General features: G+C 62.7%; 16 protein-coding genes, 1 tRNA gene and 1 pseudogene. 7 read left to right on the top strand and 11 right to left on the bottom strand.

Going from position 1 to position 24,167, the window contains the following annotated elements:
• Positions 1 to 128: 128 nt before the first annotated feature.
• A tRNA-Met gene (locus ACGHIZ_RS00430) sits at positions 129 to 205 on the bottom strand.
• 196 nt (positions 206 to 401) lie between these two features.
• Between ACGHIZ_RS00430 and ACGHIZ_RS00425 the strand changes: the two genes are divergently transcribed.
• Positions 402 to 1,175 (top strand): type III pantothenate kinase, encoded by a 774-nt coding sequence (locus ACGHIZ_RS00425; RefSeq protein WP_158554584.1) that lies wholly within the window; start codon positions 402 to 404, stop codon positions 1,173 to 1,175.
• Between the two features lie 198 nt (positions 1,176 to 1,373).
• On the opposite strand, the gene ACGHIZ_RS00420 is transcribed toward ACGHIZ_RS00425, so the two are convergent.
• From ACGHIZ_RS00420 to ACGHIZ_RS00410, 3 genes are all read right to left on the bottom strand, one after another.
• Positions 1,374 to 2,075 (bottom strand): hypothetical protein, encoded by a 702-nt coding sequence (locus tag ACGHIZ_RS00420; RefSeq protein ID WP_390448312.1) that lies wholly within the window; start codon positions 2,073 to 2,075, stop codon positions 1,374 to 1,376.
• A complete protein-coding gene (gene folP, locus ACGHIZ_RS00415; protein WP_349071576.1) occupies positions 2,076 to 3,803 on the bottom strand; it encodes a dihydropteroate synthase in 1,728 nt (575 codons plus the stop codon). It abuts the gene before it with no gap.
• A gap of 94 nt (positions 3,804 to 3,897) precedes the next feature.
• Complete coding sequence (locus ACGHIZ_RS00410) at positions 3,898 to 4,650, bottom strand: NAD-dependent protein deacylase (protein ID WP_390448309.1); 753 nt, start codon at positions 4,648 to 4,650, stop codon at positions 3,898 to 3,900.
• Between the two features lie 135 nt (positions 4,651 to 4,785).
• On the opposite strand from ACGHIZ_RS00410, the pseudogene ACGHIZ_RS00405 reads away from it, so the two are divergent.
• Positions 4,786 to 5,604 (top strand): annotated as a pseudogene (locus ACGHIZ_RS00405) (exodeoxyribonuclease III).
• 161 nt (positions 5,605 to 5,765) lie between these two features.
• Here the strand turns inward: ACGHIZ_RS00405 and ACGHIZ_RS00400 are convergent.
• The 4 genes from ACGHIZ_RS00400 to ACGHIZ_RS00385 all read right to left on the bottom strand — a co-directional run bounded on the left by ACGHIZ_RS00400 (position 5,766) and on the right by ACGHIZ_RS00385 (position 10,750).
• A complete protein-coding gene (locus ACGHIZ_RS00400) occupies positions 5,766 to 7,004 on the bottom strand; it encodes an IS110 family transposase (protein ID WP_055310779.1) in 1,239 nt (412 codons plus the stop codon).
• 434 nt (positions 7,005 to 7,438) lie between these two features.
• Positions 7,439 to 8,152: a DUF6580 family putative transport protein gene (locus tag ACGHIZ_RS00395; RefSeq protein ID WP_349070253.1), complete on the bottom strand. Its 714-nt coding sequence runs from the start codon at positions 8,150 to 8,152 to the stop codon at positions 7,439 to 7,441.
• A 4-nt stretch (positions 8,153 to 8,156) separates the two neighbouring features.
• Entirely contained in the window at positions 8,157 to 9,800 is a 1,644-nt protein-coding gene (locus tag ACGHIZ_RS00390; RefSeq protein WP_390448306.1) for an ABC transporter ATP-binding protein, read from the bottom strand.
• Positions 9,800 to 10,750, bottom strand: coding sequence for an energy-coupling factor transporter transmembrane component T (locus ACGHIZ_RS00385; protein ID WP_373580802.1), 951 nt, complete (start codon positions 10,748 to 10,750; stop codon positions 9,800 to 9,802). Before ACGHIZ_RS00385 ends, ACGHIZ_RS00390 begins: the two co-directional genes overlap by 1 nt.
• Before the next feature lie 135 nt (positions 10,751 to 10,885).
• On the opposite strand from ACGHIZ_RS00385, the gene glmU reads away from it, so the two are divergent.
• From glmU to gltA, 5 genes are all read left to right on the top strand, one after another.
• The gene (gene glmU, locus ACGHIZ_RS00380; protein WP_390448303.1) at positions 10,886 to 12,298 is read left to right on the top strand and encodes a bifunctional UDP-N-acetylglucosamine diphosphorylase/glucosamine-1-phosphate N-acetyltransferase GlmU; all 1,413 of its coding nucleotides are present in this window, start codon (positions 10,886 to 10,888) and stop codon (positions 12,296 to 12,298) included.
• Positions 12,299 to 12,491: 193 nt separating this feature from the next.
• A complete protein-coding gene (locus ACGHIZ_RS00375; protein ID WP_022094252.1) occupies positions 12,492 to 13,478 on the top strand; it encodes a ribose-phosphate pyrophosphokinase in 987 nt (328 codons plus the stop codon).
• Positions 13,479 to 13,720: 242 nt separating this feature from the next.
• On the top strand, positions 13,721 to 14,350 hold the full coding sequence (pth, locus tag ACGHIZ_RS00370; protein ID WP_195621613.1) for an aminoacyl-tRNA hydrolase: 630 nt from the start codon (positions 13,721 to 13,723) through the stop codon (positions 14,348 to 14,350).
• Positions 14,351 to 14,724: 374 nt separating this feature from the next.
• Complete coding sequence (locus tag ACGHIZ_RS00365) at positions 14,725 to 15,564, top strand: sulfide/dihydroorotate dehydrogenase-like FAD/NAD-binding protein (protein WP_006235793.1); 840 nt, start codon at positions 14,725 to 14,727, stop codon at positions 15,562 to 15,564.
• Positions 15,555 to 16,964 (top strand): NADPH-dependent glutamate synthase, encoded by a 1,410-nt coding sequence (gene gltA, locus ACGHIZ_RS00360; protein ID WP_022094914.1) that lies wholly within the window; start codon positions 15,555 to 15,557, stop codon positions 16,962 to 16,964. Before ACGHIZ_RS00365 ends, gltA begins: the two co-directional genes overlap by 10 nt.
• A 322-nt stretch (positions 16,965 to 17,286) precedes the next feature.
• Here the strand turns inward: gltA and ACGHIZ_RS00355 are convergent, their stop codons facing one another.
• The 3 genes from ACGHIZ_RS00355 to ACGHIZ_RS00345 form a co-directional block, all read right to left on the bottom strand.
• The gene (locus ACGHIZ_RS00355; protein ID WP_390448299.1) at positions 17,287 to 17,781 is read right to left on the bottom strand and encodes an FN3 associated domain-containing protein; all 495 of its coding nucleotides are present in this window, start codon (positions 17,779 to 17,781) and stop codon (positions 17,287 to 17,289) included.
• A gap of 12 nt (positions 17,782 to 17,793) precedes the next feature.
• Positions 17,794 to 19,737 (bottom strand): Ig-like domain-containing protein, encoded by a 1,944-nt coding sequence (locus tag ACGHIZ_RS00350; RefSeq protein ID WP_390448296.1) that lies wholly within the window; start codon positions 19,735 to 19,737, stop codon positions 17,794 to 17,796.
• A 99-nt stretch (positions 19,738 to 19,836) separates the two neighbouring features.
• On the bottom strand, positions 19,837 to 23,871 hold the full coding sequence (locus ACGHIZ_RS00345; RefSeq protein ID WP_390448293.1) for a leucine-rich repeat protein: 4,035 nt from the start codon (positions 23,869 to 23,871) through the stop codon (positions 19,837 to 19,839).
• Positions 23,872 to 24,167: the final 296 nt, after the last annotated feature.

Here is a 24,167-nt window from a genome sequence, read left to right as displayed (position 1 = left end):
CTAGCCGCCTAAATCGGGTCTAGATGTTACAGATCGAGATTTTGTTTGAGAGGCCAAGAATTGGACCGAGAACACGGTCCCGGAATAACAAAAAAGCTCGCCGGCTAGGCCGACGAGCTGCAAGTTCTTGGTCGCGGGGGCAGGATTTGAACCTACGACCTCCGGGTTATGAGCCCGGCGAGCTACCAGACTGCTCCACCCCGCAATGTCTGGGCGCCTCATGTGCGCAAGAAAGAATATTACGCGGGAGTTCGGTAAACGGCAAGGAAAATCTCGTAGAGCATAATTCCTTCATATTTAAACCTCTCAGCCCCTATCACCGTAAACGAATCGCAGCCGAGCGCCGTCGACGGCGCGTATACAATGGTGCGCGTCCTTTTATGCCAACACTGGGAGTAGACATGCTGCTCGCTATCGATATGGGAAACACGCAGACGGCCATGGGCCTGTTTGACGGAGACGAGCTGGTGCAGTCGTGGCGTATGCCCACCGACCGCTCCTATACCGCCGACGAGATCCACGTGCGCCTGATGGGTTTCTTTAAGATGTACGGCCTTTCGCTCGATGCGGTCGACGCAATCGCCTTTGCGGGCGTGGTGCCGCAGCTCTCGCGCGAGTGGCACGCCGTGGCCGACCGCATTGCCGCGGACGCCATCGTTATCGGGCCGCAGACGGCCGCGGTGACCAAGCTGCGCGCGGCGCGCCCCCAGGCCGTAGGTGCCGATCGCGTCGCCAACGCCGTTGCGGCCGAGACTTTCTACGGCGCGCCGGCAATCGTGGTGGACTTTGGCACCGCGACCAATATCGACGTCATCGATGAGGACGGTTATTACATTGGCGGAGCGATCGCGCCGGGCATCCGCATCTCCATGGACGCGCTTGCCGCCCGTGCCGCCAAGCTCGCCAGCGTGCCGCTCGAGGCACCCGAGCACGCCATCGGCCGCGACACCGAGGAATGCATCAAGGTCGGCGCCGTAACGGGCGCCGCCGCCATGGCCGAGGGCCTGGTCGCGCGCATGAAGCGCGAGCTGGGCCGCGAGGATGCCACCGTTATCGCCACGGGCGGTCTCGCCAGCATCGTCGCCGATTCGACCGATGCCTTCGATGTGGTCGACGGACAGCTCACCATCAAAGGCATCTGCGAAATCTACCGCCGCATGCAGGAGCTAGGGTAGGACAGGGGCTTAAGTCGAGCACGCCCGATGCCACAGTCCCCGCAAAGGCTCGCCAAGCCTATTCCTCAAAATCGAAAAATTTTCAGTTTTGAGGAATAGGGCGCTGGCAACCCATTCCCCAGATAGGCGAAACCCTCCCCGGCGCAGGCCGAGGAGGGTCTTGGTGTCATCGTTGTCTTTGAGCGCTAGCGCCTCGCGCTACAGTCCGCGAATCCGTACGGCCTCGGGTGGAAACTCCTGCTCACCGGCATCGGTCTTGATGGTCGCGCGACCCCAGATGTCCAGGCCCGCGAACACGCCCACCGCGAGCGGCAGGCCGTTGGGCGACACCGCCGCAACTTGGCGACCGAGCAGCGGCACCATGTCGAAGTACTCGCCCAGCACGGGAGCCAGCGGACCGGCGGCGCCCTGCGGTGTGTTGGCAACAACCGCCCAGGCGTCCACGCGGGTCAGCACGGCGGTGGCCAACGCCTCGACCAGCGCTTCGTCAGCCACATCCACGCCAAGCTCGCCCAGCGCCGCGCGCTCAATATCCACCGTCACGGCACCGAACATGCCTGCGGCACCGGCGCCACCGTTGACGGCGACGCGTGCAAACGGCGTCTCAAACGTAGGCGCGCCGCACACAATGTCGCTCGGCCATTGAATGCCCACCTTGCCGGCAAGGCCCAGTCCCGGTGCCGCAGCCGTTCCCACAAGCGCATCCATCATGCCCATCGCAGCCACAAACGGCAGGCCGTGGAAGGCATGCATGTTCACGTCGGGGCGAACGACCAGCGAAAATGTCAACGATGCATCGCCCGCGCTCCAAGCGCACCAGCCCGCGGATGCGCCTTCGCGACCAGCGTCGCGCGCGGTGTCGAGCTCGGCACCGACGGCTACAACATTCATCTCGATCATCTACATACGCCCCAATTCGCCCACGATATGGCCCACGCGATCCTCGGGTTCCTTGACCTCGACGCCGTTGTAGCGGAAGAACCGCGCCGGGTCGTGCATCAGGTCCTCGAGCGGCACCAGCACAAAGTCGCGCTCGCCGATCAACGGATGCGGCAGGCGCAGCTTTTTGCCACCGTGGGTCTCGCCATCCATCCACAGCAGGTCCAAATCGATGGTGCGTGGGCCATTGACCTTGGCCTTTTTGGAACGGTCGCGGCCCAGCTCGGCCTCGATCTCCATAAGCTCATCGAGCAGCACCAACGGCGCCAGCTCGGTCTTGATCTCGATGACGGCATTGGCGAAGGCGTCCTGGCGCGTCTCGTAGGCCGGTTCGCTCTCGTAGATGCGAGAGCAGTTGGACACGCAGGTGAGCGGGATCTCGGCAATCATGTCGCGCGCGGCGCGGATGTTATCGCAACGATGTCCCAGGTTGGAGCCCACGGCCACAAACGCGCGACGCGGCTGCGGCTTGGCAACAGCCCAGTAACCGTTCAGGAACTGTGCAAAGCCCGCGACGTCGTGCACGCGCACGATGTTGGCGCCGGCCTGGATGGCGCCCAGGCACACGCCAAACGTGGCGGCATCGCGCTCGGCGGCCTCGGTCACGCCCGAGACAGCGCCCACAAAGCGCTTGCGCGACACGGCGCACATGAGTGGATAGCCCAGCGACGCCATCTTGGCGGTCTCGCGCTGGATGACGATGTCCTCGTTGGCCGTCTTGCCAAACCCCGGGCCTGGATCGATGCAGATGCGGTCGCGCGACACGCCAGCGTGGATGAGCGCGCGGGCCTGATCGGACAGAAAGCCCATGACGCGGCGCATGATGGGCGCCGAATCGGGCAGGGTAAAGCGGCGGAGCTGCGAGGTGGGAACGTAGGCCTCCTCGCGGCGGGCGCTGCGGCGCATCATGGCGGCCAGGTGATCGCTGGGCTCCGGCGCGGGCTCAGGGGTTGCGGCAGACTCGGTGACAGGGGCGGCCTCTTCGGCGGCAGGCGCCTCCTGCTTCTGCTCGCCCGTAGGCTCGGGTGCGGACTCCGGATCGCCAAACGGCAGCGAGGGCTGCACCACGCCACCCGGCAGCTTGGCCTCCGTCTTGGGCTCGCCCAGCAGCTTGCCACGGCGACGGCGGGCAGGCTTCTCGGCCTCGCGCGCGGCCTCGGCAGCCGCCTCGCGCGCCTTCTCGGCAACAAACGCCGCGGCAGAGGTATCGAGCTGCACCGTCGCGTGCGTACGAGCGGGCGCAGCGACCTCGCCGGCGTGCATTACGATAACGCCGCAGGTGCTCGCCGCGACAAACTCGACCATCTTGGGGTCGGTGAAGCCCGTCACGTCGTTGACGATCGAGGCGCCGCAGCGCACGGCCGCCTTGGCAACCGCCACATGGCGCGTGTCGATCGAGACGATGGCGCCCTCTTTGGCCAGCGCGCGCACCACGGGTAGCACGCGGCGAGCCTCCTCGTCGGGGTTGACCGGGGTAAAGCCGGGGCGCGTGGACTCACCGCCCACGTCGATGATGTCGGCGCCGGCGTCGAGCATCGCCAGGCCGTACTCGATGGCGGCATCCGGGTCGAAGTGCTCCCCGCCGTCGCTAAACGAATCGGGCGTCACGTTGAGGACGCCCATGATGCGCGGACGGTCAAAGCTGAGCTCGTACTTTCCGCACCGCCATGTCTTGCTATCGTTCGCCATGAACATCCTCCTAAAATGCCCGCGCCGCCGCGCCTGAGCGCTAACGGCGGGGTCGCTTTGCAATTAGTCTTTCTATTGTATCCGCGCGCGCCGGCTAGAACGCAAACGCGGCCGCGATGTCGCAAGAAATCAGCAGGTCGGCATTTGCATCTTGATCGGTGGGGGCAAGATTGCAAATGGCCAGCGTATCGCCGGTAAAGTAACGCGTAAGGCCCGCCGCCGGATACACCACGAGCGAGGTCCCGCCCACAATGAGGGCATCGGCCGCGGCGATGGCGGTAACGGCGCCAGTCAGCACGTGCTCGTCGAGCGGCTCCTCGTAGAGCACCACATCGGGCTTGATGCGCCCACCGCACGCAGGACACACGGGCACGCCCGCGGCGTCCTCGTGCTCGCGCGAGCAAATCCACTCGGCGCTATAGACCGCGCCGCACGACTGGCAAATGTTGCGGTGGACCGAACCGTGTAGCTCAAATACGTGCTTCGAGCCGGCCATCTGATGCAAGCCGTCGATATTTTGCGTTACCACAGCGCTGAGCTTGCCGGCGCGCTCCAGCTCGGCCAGCTTAGTGTGGCAGCGATTGGGCTTGGCGCCAAGCGCGATCATCTTGGTGCGGTAGAAGTCGAAGAACTCGGCCGGATGTGCCTCGTAAAAGCTATGCGAGAGCATAGTCTCGGGCGGGTAGGCAAACTGCTGGTGATACAGGCCGTCCACGCTGCGGAAATCGGGGATGCCGCTCGCCGTGGAAACACCGGCGCCGCCAAAGAACACCACACGCTTGTGGGTACTGAACAGCTCCGCCAGTGCGGCGGAGGCCTGCTTGGGGTCCGTTATCGCCTGCGTCATATGAGTCCTCCGTCCTTGTTGGTCGGGCAGCATCGGGCGACATCCCGGCATACGGCCTTTGAGTCAGCATGCGCGGAGCCCACCCCGCCCCTGTTGCGCTAATCTTAAGCCTGCCAACCCCGTCGAAAGGACACCATGCCTCAGACTTACACCTTTGCCTCGTGGAACGTCAACGGCCTGCGCGCCGTGCTCAAAAAGGACCCGAGCTTTATCCAGATCGCGCAAGAACTCGACGTCGATATCCTGGCGCTGCAGGAGACCAAGCTGCAGGAGGGCCAGGTCGATATCGACCTGCCCGGCTATCACCAAACATGGAGCTACGCCGAGCGCAAAGGCTATTCGGGAACCGCAGTCTTTAGCCGCCAGGAACCGATACGCGTACTGCACGCCGACGCGCTGCTGCCCTACGCCGGCGAGGGCAAGGCTGCTGAGCTCGTTGCCCAAGCCGCAACCGAGGGCCGCGTCTGCGCGTTGGAATTCGCCAAGTTTTGGTTTGTCGACGTATACACGCCCAACGCCCAAAACGAGCTCGCGCGTATCGATGTGCGCATGGCATGGGACGATGCCTACCGCCGCTTTTTGAGCGCGCTTGAGCACGAGACCGGTAAACCCGTGGTGACCTGCGGCGACTTTAACGTAGCGCACGAGGAAATCGACCTTAAGAACCCCAAGTCCAACCGCGGCAACGCGGGCTTTTCGGACGAGGAACGCGGCAAGTTTACCGAGCTGCTCAACGCCGGGCTTACCGATACCTGGCGTGCGGCAAATCCCGACGTCGAGGGCGTCTACAGCTGATGGAGCTACCGCTTTAATGCGCGTAAGAACAACGCCGGCTGGCGCATCGACTACTTCCTAGTGAGCAACGCAATTGCCGCCAACGTACGCGACACCGGCATCCGCGGCGACATCTTTGGCAGCGACCACTGCCCCGTCACCCTCACGCTGGAGCTCTAGTCCCGATCGGTCCCTTGGAGGCGGGGGAAGGGATCATCTTCACCTCGCGAGGGCATCAACGCGGCCCGCTTGCCACGAAACTGGCCCATCCACTACGTTTAAGCCACTACCCTCAACCACAGCGAACAACGCAAAAACAAAACCGACGCTCCTATAAGTTGTCAAGAGGCAGTTTGCGGGAGCGCTCTCTCCAATTCGCACAGGAGCTCGTAATACCTCCTCTCCAGTTTCGTCGACCGCCGTTTCCCCCGTTCCAAGTGCCCGAGTGTGGCTGCGGACAGGCCGAGCTCCGCGGCGGCTTTCTTCTGAGTCACCCGCATCGCCTTGCGCATCTTCGCGAGCTCGGGGCCTTCCGGCGCGGCGCCGTCGGGGTTCGGGTCCATGAGCACGTGGTACACCTCCCGCGCTATGTAGCGCTTCAGGCAGCGGACCGCCTCCCGCCGGGACTTCCCCTCGGAGGTCCGCCTCGCCACGTACCTCCTCGTCCTCTCGTCGTACGCCATGCGCTTGATCGCGATCTCGTAGAGCGCCCAGTTCGCCTGCCGGTTGCCGCCGCGGTTGAGCCTGTGCCGGTCCGTCTTCCCGCTCGACGCGGGGATCGGGGAGGCGCCGCACATCATCGAGAACGCCGCCTCGCCCTTCAGCCTGCCGGGGTTGTCGCCGGCGGCCACGACCAGGGCGGCGGCGGTCGTGGTGCCGCAGCCCTCGACGCCGAGCAGCGCGGGCGCGTTCGCCTCCAGCAGCGCGCGGATGCGCTCGTCGAGGGACTCGACCTGGCTGCGGGCCTCCTTCCAGACCGCCGCGACGGACCGCAGCGAGGCCAGCACGCTCTCCTCGAGCGCGTCGCCCGCCTTCCTCCCGCGCGCGAGCAGCGGCATGAGGTCCTTCGGCCGCTCGCGGCCCCTGAACCGCTCCCTCAGGGCGCTCGGGGCCGTCGTGAGCATCGACTTCGCGCAGGCCACGCAGGACGTGGACGTCGCGACGGCCAGCCTGCGCGCGACGTAGAGCTGGCGCACCGCCTCGACCCAGCCGTCCTGCGACTTCGGCACGGAGCAGCCCTTCCCGGACGCCGCCTTGCGCGCCGCGCGCTCGGCGTCCAGCGGGTCGCTCTTCCCCTCGCCGGGCCTCACCTTGTCCCTCTTGGGCCTGAGCACCTCGACGACGTTGTACCCGAGCTCCACGAGCCTCCTTGTCAGCCCGGCCCCGTACGATGCCGTGCCCTCGACGCCGACGACCATGCAGCTCCCCGGGTCGCCTATCGCCTCCGCCAGCCTGTCGTAGCCCTCGGGGTCGGCCCCGAAGCTCCCGCTCCAGATCTTCCTCCCGAGGCCGTCGAGCAGGCACAGAACATGCACGTCCTTGTGCGTGTCGACGCCCGCGATGACCGTTTCGCCTTCCATTTTCGCTCCCCTCGGTCTGCCGCCTGCTCCGCGCCCGGGTCTCCCAGACATTGCACTGACGGGAGCGCTACAATCCAATTGGCTTGTCCGATTGTCCGCGCTCATGCTCCTATTAGGTCATGGCAGGACTCCGGGACGCGGATGCCGGGGCGAGACAGGTCGGATTTGAGGACGGCCGAAGAGGCGTCAGCAGGTCAGTGGGTCATCGTCCCGGCATTCAGCATCAGGGTAGCGCTGCGACGCGGAAATCGCGCGCCGTTGCCGCGCCCCGCAGTGCCCGCTTCCCCCGAGAACAATTATCAGTGCAGGTAAACGGCTTGTTCTATTTCGGAAAAAGCCGGTATGGTCTGCCTGCGCCAATCTAGCCCCGTAAACCGGCATAGTTTTAAAATGGCACTTTGGCAGTATTGATTCCCGCGTCGGCGCAACCAGCCTTACAGCCCGTATTTCACGACGACTCGGTTGATGCGGCGACACCAGGGCTTGTACAGGGCGGCCAAGAACACGCAGGTCGCGAGGCCGTGTGTGATATCGAACGGCACTGCCGTGGCAAGACGCGCCACGGCACCCGCCCAAGTAAGCGGCTGTACAAATCCAATGATGTCATACGCGTTAATCACGACGCCATAGAGCAAGCCCGACGCAAAGCCGTAGGTCAGCAGCGCCGGCATACGCACGGTGCCATCGGCGCGATCAAAAGCGCCGGCATGCGCCAGCGCACCGCCAACGTATCCCACGAGCCCCCAGGCATACATCTGCCACGGCGTCCACATGCCCTGCCCAAAAAAGAAATTGCTGGTCAGCGCCGCCAGCGCGCCAACCATAAAACCATTGCGGCGACCAAGCGTCGCCCCCGCGATAATGGCGATAGCGCTCACCGGTTTAAAGTCGGGAATGGGCCCAAACAGGATGCGCCCCGCCGCCGCCAGCGCCGCTAGCACCAGCGTGGGCATAATCTGGCGCAGGCCTGGACGCGATGCCTCATAGCCCGCAAAGAACAGCGCAAGCACCAACGCCACCACAACCAGCATGGCCAACGCTGCCTGCTCAACACCCGCCAGCAACGCGGCAGCCATCACCGCCGGCACCGCCAACAACAGCGGGATCTCCAGTTTTGCAAGCAGGCGCAAGCCGCGATAATCCGCCATTCCATCACGCCCTATAGAACACGTTGTCGGCAAAGAAGTCGGCCGGCGGCTCCATGCAGGCAATCTCGCCGTCAAACATCATGGCGACGTCGTCGGCTACCTGCTCGGCAAAGTCCAAATCGTGCGTAGCCATGATGACGGTGCCGCCAGCCTTCGCATGGTCACGCAGGGCGCGGGCGATAATGCGGCGGCTGAACAGGTCTAGACCCTTGGTGGGCTCATCGAGCAATAGCAGTTCGGGGCCGATTAGCAGCAGTTTTGCCAATGCAAGCAGTTGACGCTGCCCGCCCGAAAGATCGTACGGATGGCGTCCATCCAGACCCGACAACCCCAAGCTCGCCGCGCGCTCCCGCGCCAAGTTCTCGTCATATCCGCAGGTCGAGGCCCATTCCATCAGCTCATCGCGAACCGTCTCGGCAACCAGCAATGCTTTGGGATTCTGAGGCAGCAGCGCCGCCGAGGCCGCTCCGCGCACCATGCGGCCGCGCTGCAGCTTGGCGGTCTTCGCCAGCACCGAAAGCATTGTCGACTTGCCGCAGCCGTTACCGCCAACAACCGCATGCACCGCACCGGCCGAAAACGCCACGTCGAGCCCACGCAGCACCCAACCGCCCGCGCGATTGTAGCGAAACCAGCCTTCCGACAGGGTGGTAGCCGACCCGCCGTGCATTTTTTGGAGTATTCTGCTTCCATCCGTGCGCGGAAAGGCTTCCGAGCCGTTCTCGAGCGACGTTTGCGCCACAAAATTGGACGATTTGTCCAATTCCGAACTTTTTTTCGCGCTCGATACGTCCCCGGGCGGCTCCAGAGAGCCCAAATTGTCCTCACGCCTGCTGAATACTCCGTTTTTTGCACATCGGATGGCACCCCACCCCAACATGTCGTCGGAAAACAGCGATTCTCGGCGTCCCAAAGAAGCCATATCCGCCACCTCGCGCACGCGACCGCCCTCAATCCGATACGCGCACGTCGCGTATTCAAGCATCGGGCGCGGCTGGTGCGTCGCCACAACTACTGTGCAGCCCAGCTCGCGATTCACGCGAAACAAAGCATGCAGAAAATTTTTCTCGGCAACAGGATCCAGCTGAGATGTGGGCTCGTCGAGCAACAGCACGCGTGGGCGCAGCGCCAGCACGGCCGCCAACGACAGCAGCTGCTTGCGTCCGCCCGAAAGCGTATCGGTATCGCGGTGGAGCCAATCCTCAATTCCAAAGAAATAGCTGGTCTCGGCTACGCGGCGGCGCATTTCGTCGCGCGCTAGCCCCAAGTTTTCCAAGCCAAACGACATCTCGTGCCACACGCTTTCGCATACGATCTGGTTCTCGGGGTCTTGAAACACATAGCCCACGCGCTCCGCAGACGCCCGAACGTCCATGTCGGCAACGTTCTCGCCCAGCACGCGCAACTCGCCAGTACATTCGCCCGTCGGCGCGATCTCGGGTTTGAGCAGCGAGAGCAGCGTCGACTTACCCGACCCGGTACCACCAACAAGCAGTGCAAATGCTCCTTGGGGAACGCGCCAATCAAGTGCCTCGAGCACCGGTGCGCCAGCCCCGGGGTAGGCAAAACGCAGACCCTGCACTTCAATCGCCGGCGCATCCGAGCCGCACACCGTGCCCGCCATCTTGCTCCCGTCCAACCGAGCCATCAGCCAAACCTCTTCTCGTCAATCGCGTGCAATGCGCAGGGCAGCGCCATCCAGACCGCGTACACAGCATAACCCGGCCACGGCGCCGGCACCGAAAGCTGCGGGTAAAACGAATACTGCGTCGTCGCAATCCACGCCACCGCCACCGCGGCAGCGCCAAACATCGCAAGCCCAACCAGCGCGGCAACGTCGCCGCGCCCCAGCCGATACCGCGCGTACGTCGTACGGCGCGCCGCGGCGCCCCACCCGCGAGAGCGCATGGCGTCCGCGCGCTCCAGCGAATCTTCCATGCCCCAACCCATCAGCACGCTCGACGTCCGCAGACGCGAGCGCACGGGGTCGGCCGGTGCGCGCCCCGGCACATCAATCGCATCCTGCGCCGCCAGCACCGTGCGACCGCGACGCAAAAACTGTGGGATAAGCCGCATGCACATCGAAATCATGAGCGCAGTCACCGGCGCGGCATTACCCAAAAGCGCGAGCACTTTGTCGTAGCCGAGCATCGACGCCGCAGCCTCAAACCACAGCACGCTAGCCACAAACAGCCCGCCCATACACAGGCCGTATACCATGCTCTCCAAATACACTGCGCGCATGCCGATGCGGAACACCTCCGTCGAGCCCGAGGCGCTAAACAGCGGATTCACCAGCGCGATAATCAAAATCACCGGCAGCTGCCAGCGAAGCGCGCCCAGCGTGCGAGCAGTCCCGCGGGTCGCAAAGCCGTATGCCAGCCCGCCCGTGAGCGACAGCGCGATCAGCACCGGTTGCATCGAGAACATAGTGAGCCCCAGCGTTAGCGCCGTGTAGAGCGCAGGCACCGCCGGGTGCGACATCGAGAATGCCGCAACGGGCTCGTTGCCCGATTCCTCTCGCATGATGTCCACGGGCACCCCGTCCCCTCGCTCAAACGCCAACGCCACGGCGCCGCCAACGCCGTGCGCAGGCATCGCAAACACCGCGATGGCGGCACAGACCTCGACCGCTACGCGTCAATAGCTACGCGCTCATCATATGCCTGCGGTATCATATTGCGCCGTGTATCGTTTCCAAACACACGTCTCTATAACGTAACAGGAGATCACATGGATGCAACCGCAATTATCCTCGCCGCCGGCGAGGGCACACGCATGAAGTCGAACCACTGCAAGGTTTCGCACAAGATCCTGGGTAAGCCCATGGTTCAGTGGATCGTCGACGCCACCATCAAGGCCGGCTGCAGCCGCGTCGTGGTCGTCATCGGCAGCCACGCCGACGAGATGCGTGCCCTTATCGACGGCGCCTACGCCAACAGCGCCACCAAGGTCGAGTGCGTCGAGCAGACCGAGCGCCTGGGCACCGGTCACGCCGTGAAGGTCGCGCTCGAGGCCTGCGGCATCACGCAAGGCCCCGTCGTCGTGCTCAACGGCGACCTGCCGCTCATCACCGCCGACACCGTCGCCAAGTTCGCGCAGACCGTCGCCACCGGCGAGCTCGCCTGCACCGTCATGACCATGACCCCGCCCGACCCCTTCGGCTACGGCCGCATCAAGCTGGGCGCCGACGGCCAGATCGAACGCATCATCGAGCAGAAGGACTGCACGCCCGAGCAGGCCGCCACGCTGCTGGAGTGCAACGCCGGCTGCTACGCCTTCGACGGCGCGCAGCTCGCCGCCCACATTGACGAGATCGGTAACGACAACGCGCAGTCCGAGTACTACCTGCCCGACATGCTCGAGATCCTTAAACGCCACGGTCAGGCGGTCTCCATCTTCCACTGCGATGACTACCGCGACGGCCTGGGCGTCAACAGCCGCATCCAGCTCGCACAGCTCACCGCCATCGCGCGCGACCGCATCAACGAGCACTGGATGGCCGAAGGCGTCACCTTCATCGACCCCACACAGGCTTGGATCGGCCCCGACGCCGTCATCGGCCGCGACACTATCGTGTGGCCGCAGACGCACCTGATCGGCAACGTTACCGTGGGCGAGGAGTGCCAGCTCGGCCCCAACAGCCGCCTCACCGACACCACCGTCGGCAGCGGCTGCGTCATCGACGAGACCATCGCCATCGAGGCCGTCATCGAGAACGGCGTCGACTGCGGCCCGCGGGCCTACCTGCGCCCGGGCACCCACATGCTCGACGGCTCCAAGGCCGGCACGCACGTGGAGATCAAGAAGTCCACGATCGGCGAGGGCTCCAAGGTTCCGCACCTGTCCTACATCGGCGACACCACCATGGGCTCTGGCGTCAACGTGGGCGCCGGCTCCATCACCTGCAACTACGACGGCGTCCACAAGCACAAGACCGTCATCGGCAAGGATGCCTTCATCGGTTCCGACACCATGATGGTCGCGCCCGCCCAGATTGGCGACGGCGCACTCGTGGCCGCCGGCTCCGTCATCACCGAGCCGGTCCCGGCCGACGCACTCGGTCTGGGCCGCGCCCGTCAGGTAAATATTGAGGGCTGGGCCGCCGATTATCGCCGCCGTCTGCACGAGGACGACGAGGTATAACGTTTTACCAAGCACAAAAGGAGCCGCTTCCGTGGGGACGGCTCCTTTTTCTATGTTGACCTGCGCGGCCGAATGAGTGGTCGGTTCGTGTCCGTTGACGGTAAAGACGTTATCAAGACCCGATAAACCCCGCCGCGCGGTTACAATGCAACAAGGCATCTATATGGCATTCGATATATAAAGGAGAAGGGTAATGCCGATTAATGATCCCGAGAAGTCGGAGAATATGCGCAAGTCCATCCGCGTGTATTCCGGTTCCTCCAACCGTCCCCTCGCTCAGAAGATTGCTGAGTACCTTGGGGTCGAGCTTTCGGGCCTTACGCTAAAGCAGTTCGCCAATGGTGAGATTTACGCCCGCTACGACGAGACCGTCCGCGGCGCCGACGTCTTCCTGATTCAGTCCGTGGCCGGCGGCAACGTCAACGACATGCTCATGGAGCTGCTCATCGCCACCGACGCTGCTAAGCGTGCATCCGCCCGCTCCATCACCGCCGTTATCACCCACTACGGCTATGCCCGTCAGGACCGCAAGGCCGGCCCGCGTGAGCCCATCACCGCCCGCCTCGTCGCCAACCTGCTCGAGCGCGCCGGCGTCAACCGCATCATCACCCTCGACCTGCACCAGGGCCAGATCCAGGGCTTCTTTGATATCCCGGTTAACCACCTGTCCGCGCTGCCGCTGTTTGGCCAGTACTACAACGACATGCACTTCGACACCGACAACCTGGTTGTCGTCTCCCCCGACGTGGGTCGTGCCAAGGCCGCCAAGAAGCTGTCCGACATGCTCGGCTGCGACCTGGCCATCGCCCACAAGGGCCGTCCGCGCCACAACGCCGCCGAGGTCATGGGCATCATCGGTGACATCAAGGGCAAGACCTGCATCATCAACGACGACATGATCGACACCGCTGGCACCCTGTGCGCCAACGTCAAGGAGCTCAAGGCTATGGGCGCTGGCGACATCTACGTCTGCGCCACCCACGGCATCTTCTCCGGTCCGGCCATCGAGCGTCTGAACGACGCCCCGATCGTCGAGTGCCTCGTCACCGACGCCATTCCTGTCGAGGTCGGCGGCAAGATCAAGACCATCTCGGTCGCCGAGGAGTTCGCTCAGGCCATCTCCGCCGTTTACCACGAGGAGCCCGTCTCCACGCTCGTCGGCGGCGACTTCGCACTGTAGTCGCTCGACCCTCGCATCCCTCCGGAAGCCCCGGACACGCCTGCGGGGTTATCACGCGAACGTCCTCGCCGCTTTGCGGCTGCGGGATGTTCGCTTTGATAACCCCTCCCGGCGTGTCCGGGGCTTCCTGCTGTCTCGGGGCAGCTGTTTTCTGAAATGACTTTGCTGCAACCTTTCCTCGCCTTCAGCGGGCGTGGTAGCCTTTGTCGTTGATTGAACTTTTGTGTAACGAAAGGATGAACATGGCAGCTGCACAGCCGCTTAAGATTCGCATGGTTGCCGGACTTGGCAACCCCGGCGAGGAATATGCCGAGACCCGCCACAACGCTGGTTTCAAAGCAATCGACGAGCTGGCCCGTCAGGCCGGCGTCACATACTGGAAAAACCAGGCAGGCGCCGAGGTCGCGCTCATCAATATCAACGATGCAGAGGAAGAGAACGGCAAGCGCCAGATTGTGCTGGTCAAGCCGCAGTCGTATATGAATACCTCGGGTGGTCCCATCTCCAAGCTCTGCCGCGAGTACAAGATCAAGGCCGAGGAGCTGCTCGTGATTCACGATGAGCTCGACATTCCCGCCGGCGACGTACGCGTCAAGGTGGGCGGTGGCCACGCCGGCCACAACGGCCTGCGCTCCATCATCGACAAGATGGGCAGCCGCGACTTCAGTCGCATCCGCACCGGCATCGGCAACCCTCCCGGCAAGATGGCCGTGGCAGACTATGTGCTCAAGCAGCTGCGCGCCCGCGAGGCCGAGGACTTCCAGGACACCTGCGCCCGCGCCGCAGATGCCGCCGGTCTGGCCATCGTCCACGGCGTAATCTACGCCCGCGATCACGTAAACGGCGCTGCTTCCGCCAACGGCAAGCACTAAAACCTACCATTTAGGGACAGGTTTATTTTGGCAGGTTTTATCTGCGAAAACACCGCAGTCGGCACATCGCAATAAACACGCTGCCACCATACATGCATAACACCCCAAAGGGGGCCGGCCTCAACGAAGCGCGAGGCCGACCCCCTTTGCCGTTTTGCCTGATAAAACCGAACAAAATAAACCTGTCCCTATTAGGTAGGTCGAAGTGGGTAAACCCTTTTCCCACCTGCCAAAGATACACGTAAGCGACATTGCCATGAGGGTATAATTTGCACCGTATGTCTGCACATCGCCTGTGCGCGTACGGTTTTATTCGGGCTACCGTCCATTTCCGTGGAGGCACGGTTCGGCAGCCCTAACAAGAGAGGGGTTCTATGTATAAGATCCTGGAGAAGACGCAGTTCTCGGAGAAGGTGTTCAAGTTCCGCATCGAGGCGCCTGCAATCGCCAAGCATGCGCACGCTGGACAGTTCCTCATGGTCCGCGCCAACGAGACGGGCGAGCGCGTCCCGTTTACCCTGGCCGGCTGGAACGGTGACGAGGGCTGGGTCGAGTTCATCTTCATGGTGATCGGCAAGACCACCGAGATGCTGTCCACCTACGAGGCCGGCGAGTCGCTGCGCGACGTCGTGGGCCCGCTGGGCGTTCCTACCGAGATGGCCGAGGGCCCCTGCGCCGTCATTGGCGGCGGCGTCGGCCTGGCAATTGCCTTCCCGGTCGCCAAGCACTTGGTCGAGACCGGTCACGAGGTCCACGCCATCATGGGCGCCCGCACCAAGGACCTCCTGCTCATGGAGGACCAGTTCCGCGAGCTCCTCGACGAGGACCACATCCACATCACCACCGACGACGGCTCCTACGGCGAGCAGGGCGTTGTTACCGCTCCGCTGGAGCGCCTGCTGCAGGACAAGGCCGTGAGCCAGGTCTTCTGCGTCGGCCCCGTTCCGATGATGAAGTTCTCGACCCTCACCGCCCAGAAGTACGACACCCCCATCACCGCGTCGCTCAACCCCATCATGGTTGACGGCACCGGCATGTGCGGCTGCTGCCGCGTCGAGGTGGGCGGCGTGACCAAGTTCGCTTGCGTCGACGGCCCCGACTTCGATGCCACCCTGGTCGACTGGGATGACCTTCGTGCCCGCCAGGCCGCTTACCGTTCCGAAGAGGGCGAGTCCCTCAAGGCCTATGAGGAAAAGAGCTGCGCATGCCACTAGTTAACGGTCGTTTCGTTGCCGATATGAAGTCGCCCCGCACCCCCGATAACGAGGAGCCGGCTGCCGAGCGCGCCTGCGACTTCCGCCCCGTCGACAAGGGCTTCACCGAGGAGATGGCGCTGGCCGAGGCCGAGCGCTGCCTCAACTGCAAGAAGCCGTTCTGTGTTGAGGGTTGCCCCGTCAACATCAACATCCCCCGCTTTATCGAGCAGATCCGCGCGAAGGACTTCGGCGGCGCTCTCGATACCATCCGCGAGGACTCCATGCTTCCCGCCATCTGCGGCCGTGTCTGCCCGCAGGAGAACCAGTGCGAGGGCAAGTGCATCCGTGGTAAGAAGTCCGAGCCCGTGGCCATCGGCCAGCTCGAGCGCTTCCTGGGTGACCGCCCCGAGCTCGCCTCCACGCCCAAGATGGCCCCCAAGAACGGCAAGAAGGTCGCCGTCGTCGGCTCCGGCCCGTCCGGCATCACCTGCGCCGGCGAGCTCGCCCGTAACGGCTTTGACGTCACCGTCTTTGAGGCCTTCTTCACCGGCGGCGGCGTGCTGGTCTACGGCATCCCCGAGTTCCGTCTGCCCAAGGCAGTCGTCAAGCGCGAGATCGACGGCCTGGAGGACATGGGCGTCAAGTTTGAGTACAACTCCGTCGTGGGCAACATGGCCACGGCCGAGGAGCTGTTCGAGCAGGGCTTCGACGCCATCTACGTGGCGACCGGCGCTGGCCTGCCCAAGTTCCTCAACGTCCCCGGCGAGAACCTGCCCAACGTCTTCTTCGCCAACGAGTACCTCACCCGCGTGAACCTGATGAAGGCCAACAAGTTCCCCGAGTACGACACCCCCACCAAGCACGGCAAGAACGTCGTCGTCTTTGGCGGCGGCAACGTGGCCATGGACGCCGTCCGTACCGCCAAGCGCCTGGGCGCCGAGCATGCCATCATCGCCTACCGTCGTACCGAGGACGAGATGCCCTGCCGTCGCGCCGAGCTGCACCATGCTAAGGCCGAGGGCGTCGAGGTTCTGCCGCTCGTCTCCCCGCTCGAGTTTGTCGCTGGCGAGGACGGCTCCGTGTGCGCCGTCAAGGTCCAGAAGATGGAGCTCGGCGAGCCCGACGAGTCCGGCCGTCGTCGCCCGGTGCCCATCGAGGGCGCCATCGAGGAGATTCCCTGCGACGTCGCAATCTCGGCTATCGGTACCAACGCCAACCCCTTCGCAAAGAAGATCGGCGGCAAGATGGAGCTCAACAAGTGGGGCTACATCGTCGCCGACGAGGAGACCGGCCAGACCACCGATCCCCGCATCTGGGCCGGCGGCGACATCGTCACCGGTGCCGCTACGGTCATTCTGGCGATGGGCGCCGGCAAGAAGGCCGCCGCTTCCATCACCAAGAGCCTGCTGGGCGAGTAATCACCTACAGCGTTAGCCATCAAACGGCAAAGTCCCCGTCGAGCACGCGCCCGGCGGGGACTTTTTTATACCGGCCGCCCGACCACCATAAAGGGGCGGCGCCTTCGTGGTGGTCGGGGACTTGACCGGCGAACCAATTCCGACGTTTGTCTCAATCTGTAACAGTTAGAGACCAAATTCCTCGCTACGTGTTACAGATCGAGACGTTAGGTTGGCGGCTAAACAGTTCATCTCAATCTGTAACATCTAGAGCCGTTTTGGGCAGTTTGGTGTTACAGATTGAGATTTTGCTAAAGCCGAGGACGGACGCCACCACCAAAACCTAGCGCTTGCGACGCTTGGTAGCGGCGATGCCGGCCGCGGCAACGGTTGCGCCGGCGATGCCCAGAGCAGCGACCGTCATCGCGGCGGAGTCACCCGTGCTGGCGAGCTCCGTGCCGCCAGACTTCTTGCCGTTCTCGCCCTTACCCTTGGACTTGTCCGTCGTCACCGTGGTCGTCGTCGAAGTCGAACTGCCCGCAGGAACCCCGGCGCCACCAGAGCCATCCGTACCGCCGCCCTGCTCGCCACCGTCAGGCGTCGGCTCAGGCGCCGCCTCATCGGTCACCGTAATCGTAATGTTCAGACGCTCGGAATACTCACTGTATGACATGCCAGGGCGCTGTGCCGCAATGCGCACATACATGTTGCTATCGAGCGCAATAGGCTCGGTGTACTTTACGCGGCCTTCGTCACGGCAGGGGCAGGTGTCGTTAGTCGTGTACCAAATCGTCGTGCCATCCTCGGCCGAAAGCTCCAGCTTCGTGCCCTTGGGCACCGTAATGTAGTTCTACTTGGGCGACCACGCACCAAACGTCGTCGCACCAATCGTCGCCACCGGTCGCGCCGGTCGCACTGCCTCGGCAGACACGCGAACGTCGACCTGCTTGGACAGCGCCGTGCCGTCCACCGCCGCCGTCGACGTCGTCAAACCGGGCAGAGCACCATGCAGCACAAACGTCGCCGCGCCGTCCTCGCCCGTCACAGCCTGGGTAGCATCGACAGAGCAGATAGCCGAGGACTCCAGCCCAACACTAACCTTGGCGCCCGCAAACGGCTTGCCCGCCTTATCGGTCACGTGCGCCACCAGCCCAAAATCACTGCCCTCAAGCATGGTCACGGCCTGCTCCACGTTGAGCTTGAGCTTGTCGGCACGAACGCCCACGACAAGCTCGCCACTTGCCCAGCGCGCCATGGCTGTACCGGCGTAGTTGCGAGCACCGTCGAGCTCAAACGCCACCGTCGAGCCCGCCTCACACGCATCGGCATAGCGAATACGCAGTACGCGCGACAGCGGCTTGCCGTTGGGATCGTCCTGCTTGTCGAGCCACGTATACGTCACGTCGCCGAAGCCCTGCGCGCACAATGCGACCAGGGCATCGTCGCTCGCATCCATATACTGCGTAAACTCAACCTCGATGCAATCGGTATAGGCATGGGCCGAAGCAACCTCGGGCGCCGCCGTCGACACCAAGCCAATGTTCACCTCAGTCTGAATCGGCGGCACGCGCAGCCAAGCCGAACGCGCCTCCTCATACCCGTCCTTGGTCACGTGCACCTGATACCATCCGGTCGGCGTATTCCAGTTGTACGCACCGTCCGCACCCGTTGCAAGCGGATTGTCCTGCTCATACTCCTCGGCATCCCAACGCACCGCATTGGTACCGGCCGCATCGTCGGCGCTCCACAGCTCAACCGTCGCGCCTTCAACCGTATTGGACAGCAGGCCCTCGTACACCACGCCCGCAGGGTCGGGTGCAGCCTTGGCAGCCACATTGCGATAACGCGCCTCGAAGATCGACTGCATCTTCTCGTCCGAGATCAAGCCGTCCTTGTTGGCCTTGTAGACCTCGGCATCGGTCAGCTCGCCCCAGTTGACCGTAATACGGTTCTGGCACGCGCGCTCCACCTGCTCGCAGGCAACATCGTAGGCGCATTCGGCATTGGTCAGCTTAATCGCGCGCTCCGAACCTACGCTGGTCGAAGCCGCGTCATAGGCAGCGCCCACCACGGTACCCGCCGAACCGGCCGTCAGCACGCCGGCGATTGTCATAATGGAGCCCACTGCCACATCGGTACTGTCGTGGCAGAGCTGGCGATACAGCAGATCCTCAAACGCACGCGCCTTCTCCATGGCGTCACGCAGCGCGTAAATGCACTTCCAATCGTCCTCGGTCTTCTCGGGCTTGGCAAGCAAGCGCGTATGCTGAAGCTCATAGCCCTCGCGCTCGCCCTTCACCTTCTGCATACGGACGTTCACGTTCTCCCAGTTCTTGCTGGCATCGTTCACGCCGTAAATGCCGGTAAAGATGCCGATGCCCTGGGTCGCCGCGGGAAACGCCTGGCCGGCCGCCTTCCACGCATCGGTCTTAAAGACCTGTCCGAACATCTCGCACTCGATCTTATAGCTCTTGAGCGAACGGATCGTGCGGATGAGCTTCATATGGGCGCTCACGTCGCCGTTGAGCTTCCAGGCCATGAGCCATCCGCGCACCTTGGAGTTGTTGAGGCTATGGACCACATTCCAGTTGTCGTACAGGTTGTCCAGAATGTCGCACTGCATGGCGATCGAGTTAAACAGAAGCGCCTGGTTCTTGTTGTTATTGGAGTTCTCGATAAACTCCGACTCTATATAGGCCGTCTGCTCGCCATCGGGCGCGGCGACCTTAAAGCCCTTAACGGTATCGTCGTCAGCCGCCTTGTAGCTCAGCGAGCTGCCGAGCGCCTGGCCCAAATCGTTAAACCCGCTCGTCGACTGGCCGTTGTACTCACTGGCCTTAATGCCCGCACACTTGTTGAGCGCCGCAGCGGTTGCGTCATTCCAGCTTCCGTATTAGTTGAGCTGACCGATACCCATCGACTGGCCCACCAGATCCTCGGCCCGCTGGGCAATAAACTCCGCTCGCGATGCATGGTCGACGAGCTCCTTGATGGCGGCCGCATCCGCAGCGTTCGCGCCCTGGGCCGCCGCGAGTTCCTGATACCAATCTTCGCTGGTGCCGTAAGCATCCTCAAAGATCATCTTGTCCACATTGACGCCATAGCTGTCGCCCTGCTGGGTCAGCAGCGCCGCCGACCCGCCGACCGCGGCCTTGAGCTCAGCCGCAAACTGCGCGGCCTCGTCGTTGCCAGCATCATCACCCTCGCCGTCGCTGGCGGCAGGGGCGCGACGAGCCTTACGGGCAGCTCCACCTTGGGCTTCGTCCTCTTTACCGTTCTCGTCCTCCTCGGCAAACGCATCGGCAACCATCTGGTCAATCGCGTCGTTAAAGGCCTCGTCGACATCATTAAACGAGTTATCCATCATATACTCGTGCCACTGCTGCACAGCATTCGAGAACTCCTGCTGGCGCTCCTCGGCCGCGGCGGAATGCTTTTTGGCCGCGGCTTTGGCGTCAAAACTCAGCATGGTCATAAGCTGGGCATTGGAGATGCGGTAGGTCTGCGGCATAAAGATTTGCTCAAAGTTGCCGCAGTTCACATAGGTCGAGTCATTCGTCTTGTTAAACTCATCGAGCAGCTTAAGGTAACCCTCGTCCACATACTCCGCCACATAGCGAACACGGGTGCCCTCGCGCGACTTTTGAGTCAGAGGAATCGTCACCGTCTTGCCATCCACGCAGTCCACGTACAGGTCGAGCGTGTCGGCGGCCTCTTCGTTTCCCACCTCGAGCGTGATATCGAACGTCCAGTAGGCGTTCTTCTTTTGCGGCAGATGATGGAAGGTCCACAGACTCTTGCCGGTGTCCTTGCCGTCCTTGACCAAGTTTTGCGTACCGCCACGATACGTCACATCAAAGTTCCAGACCGAAGCACCCGGAACATAGCGCACATAGTTGCGAGCCGTCACCTCTGCGGCAGCGGCGGCAACATCGGTCGAGCCCACGCGCGCCTCGAGCGTCACACGCTCGGCGGCAAGCGTATCCTGCGGCAGGTCGTATTCAATCTTGGCACGGCCCAGCTTGTTGGTCTTACCGGTGTACTTTGCAGCCGACGAGCCCGTCCCCACGGTGAGCTGCACGCTCTTGCCCGGTGCCGCATAAACGTAGGCCACATTGCCCAGTAGGCTGTGAACGTCGGTGCTGTCGACCTCGATGCGCGATCCGCTAGCCTCGAGTGTGGTGCTTCCCAGCGGCAATGTCACCTCACCCAGCGTAATAAGCGGCGAGATGGCATAGATGCCCGCGGCCTTGGGCTTAAAGCGCACAAACACATCGGCGCCCATGCCCTTCTTCATATTGAGAACGAGGTTGTCGCCCTCCCAAGTTGTGTCAGCCCACATGGCATCGGAGCTGGCGCCGGCTTCGCGAGCGCCGGCGGACACATCCTCGACGGCATCCTTGGCCAGCGGAATCTCAATCTTGGCAGCCTGGCTGTCCTTGAGCTCGTAATGAATGCGCAGCTCGGTCTCCACGCCAACGACCGCGGACGAATCAGCGATAACCGAGCCCGCCGTCAGCCCACGCTCGGCACGATACGTCTCCACGTCAAACGTGGGGACGTCGAGCGTCACGTCGAGCTGTTTGCCGTCCTCAATCTTCACCTGCTTTTGCGCGATATGCTTACCCACGGTCAGCCCTAGGCGGCTAAACGTGGAATAGCTCGTCGCTTGGATGTCGTAGCTCGTCTTGTTAAAGGCGACGATGGTGTACGAACCGGCCTTAAGGCGCGGCGTCTCGGCCTTCATGATAGGCGTGGTGCCATCGTCTTCGTAACCCATCAAATAGGTGACGCCGTCGGCGACTAGCTTGCCGTCGGACGTACGGAACACCAGCACGCGGTTGGCGCCCTGGTAGTCGCCCTTGGTCGTGACCGTCGCCGTGCCCCAGGGCTTCAAGTCGATATCGACCTTGCCGGCCGAAGGCTTCACCGTCGCCGTCGCCCCACCCAGCTTGAGGCTGTCTTTGGGCTCGAGCGTTATCTCCAGATCCTGGTCCGCGTCGGCAATGGCCTGCGACACCACGAGTGCTGTGCCCTGGATACGGAAGTCGTTTTCTTTGTCACCCTTGGCAGGCTTAAGCGTCTTGCCGCCGCTCTTCACCGTCAGATCGATGTTATCGAGACTATCGAGCTCAATGCGTTCGGTCTTATCCTGGCCCACAATCGGTTCAAGATAGCTCACGTTGAGTTCAATCGCGCGCGAAGCCGGAATCTTGGTAAAGTCCTCAGCCTTAATCTCTCCGATATTCCATGTGCCCGTCATCTGGTCGCCCGGGCGCGCCAGCACCATGTCATAGTAACCGCTGAGCGAAATGCGCAGCGTTGCTGCTGTCTTGGAGAGAACGTCCGCTGTAAAGCTGCCGTCATCGCCAACCGCCAGCGGCGTGGACTGCCCCGCCTGCACGAGTGTAGCCGTCGCGCTCTGGGGAAGTTTGCCCGTCACCTGGGCCGCCTCGCCCATCCACTCAAACGTGTAGGCAGGCTTCGAGGAATCGACGGAGTCCTTGTGATCGGCCACGGCATCGGCAAGCTTTTTGACCATCGAGGGGTTGCCAGCCGAATCGGTCGCATAGGCATAGATGGTCTGGCCTTCACCAAAGGGAATCGCATACGTTACGCCATCGATTGTCACGCGCTCATTATAGTCGCCCGGATAGCCCGCCTCACCAAACTGAAGATCGGGGTTCATCACGCGCAGGGCAACGGCATTATGGTTCGTCTCGTTTCCGTATCTCGTGTTCTCAAAAGCTCCCCACTCTATCATTTCCACGCTTTTGGGTAGCACAATCTCTTTGCCGGCAATCGCAGGATCAAGAGAGGCGAACGCGAGCGCCCCGATAGATTTGACACCATCGCCAATCGTCACCGACGACACGTGCGAGCACCCGTCAAAGGCATAGCGCTCAATCCGCTCCACCGTGCCCGGCACGTTGATCTGCGTAAAGGTGAGTACCGTTGTGTCCGAGACATAGAACTGCGGTACGCCGCAATTGGCGAAGGCACGATAGTCGATAGTCTTAACCGAAGGCGGCAGCGTTGCCACCACATTGTCGTCAAGTTGTTCGCAGCCCTCAAAGGCCTGCTCGGGAATCGTGGTAAAGGCCGCGTTGTTGGGCCAGGTCACCGTGTGAAGTGTCTTGCTTCCGGTAAACGCATTCCAGCCCAACTCCTCAACCGAATCGGGCAGTGCGATTTCCTTGATGATGCTGCCGCCCAAACCGCCCACAGAGCGGATATGCGAATCGGGGGCAAACGTAATTGATGTGAGCGCAGCGTTTCCCATGCCCTTAAGACTCACGACATGCTTGCCGTCGATGGCCGAGGGCACCTCCAACGTGGTAATGCCCTCGTCGCCATACTCGATAGAAATATCGTTGGTGAGGCTATCGATCGAGAAGTAGTACTGCGCGGGGGTCTGCTCGCCGGCCACGTAGCCATCGTCGTATTCGTCCTTTACGCCCGTGGCGCCCTTCGAGGTTGCCCAGAGTTCAAGTTCCTCGTTCCAGGTCGCCTCGGTGCCGGAAGCCTCCTCTTGCTTTTGCTGCTCGGCGAGCTCCTTGCCCTCGACAAGATCGGTGGCAAGCGTACCCGCAGGTGTGCTCTCGGTCTGCCCGGCGCCCGTCAGGCCCGCCGCCGATGCAATCTCGGAGGCCGGGGGCGTAGGGGTGTCACCGACATCGAGCGCTGTGGGGTCGGCAGCGCCGGCATCGGGCGCGGGGTCGGCGGAAGCAGAGTCTGACGTTTGGGCATCAGCCGAATCGGCGGGAGCGGCGTCGGCTGCTTGGCCGTTATCCGTCTGCACAAAGGTGCTATCGGTGGTGAGCGCCTCAGCAAACGCGCCCACAGGCAACGAGCCCGTCACCATGGTGAGGGTCACCGCGGCAATGGTCAGGCGGCGGCAAAGCGCTCGAACAGTAGTCCACCTCATGGTCGTTCCTTTCCTGAAACCAAAAGTCATCCAGCGTAATCGTTGTCCAAAAACAAAGCGAACGGTAGGTTCATATATGCGAACCTACCGTTCTACCTGCGCAAACCACCACAAAGGGGACAGGCACCTTTGTGGCGGTTCTGGACTTGGCCGGCCAGTTTGTCTCGATCTGTAACAGTTAGAGGTCAAATTCCCCGCCTGGTGTTACAGATCGAGACATTAGATTGGCGGCCATTCGGTTCATCTCAATCTGTAACACCTGGAGCCCAAATATTTGGCTCGGTGTTACAGATTGA

Source organism: Collinsella sp. i05-0019-G5, assembly GCF_042851345.1.
Classification (GTDB): Bacteria; Actinomycetota; Coriobacteriia; order Coriobacteriales; family Coriobacteriaceae; genus Collinsella.
Note: the sequence above shows the minus strand (reverse complement) of the source record. Positions and strands in the feature narration are given on the sequence as shown.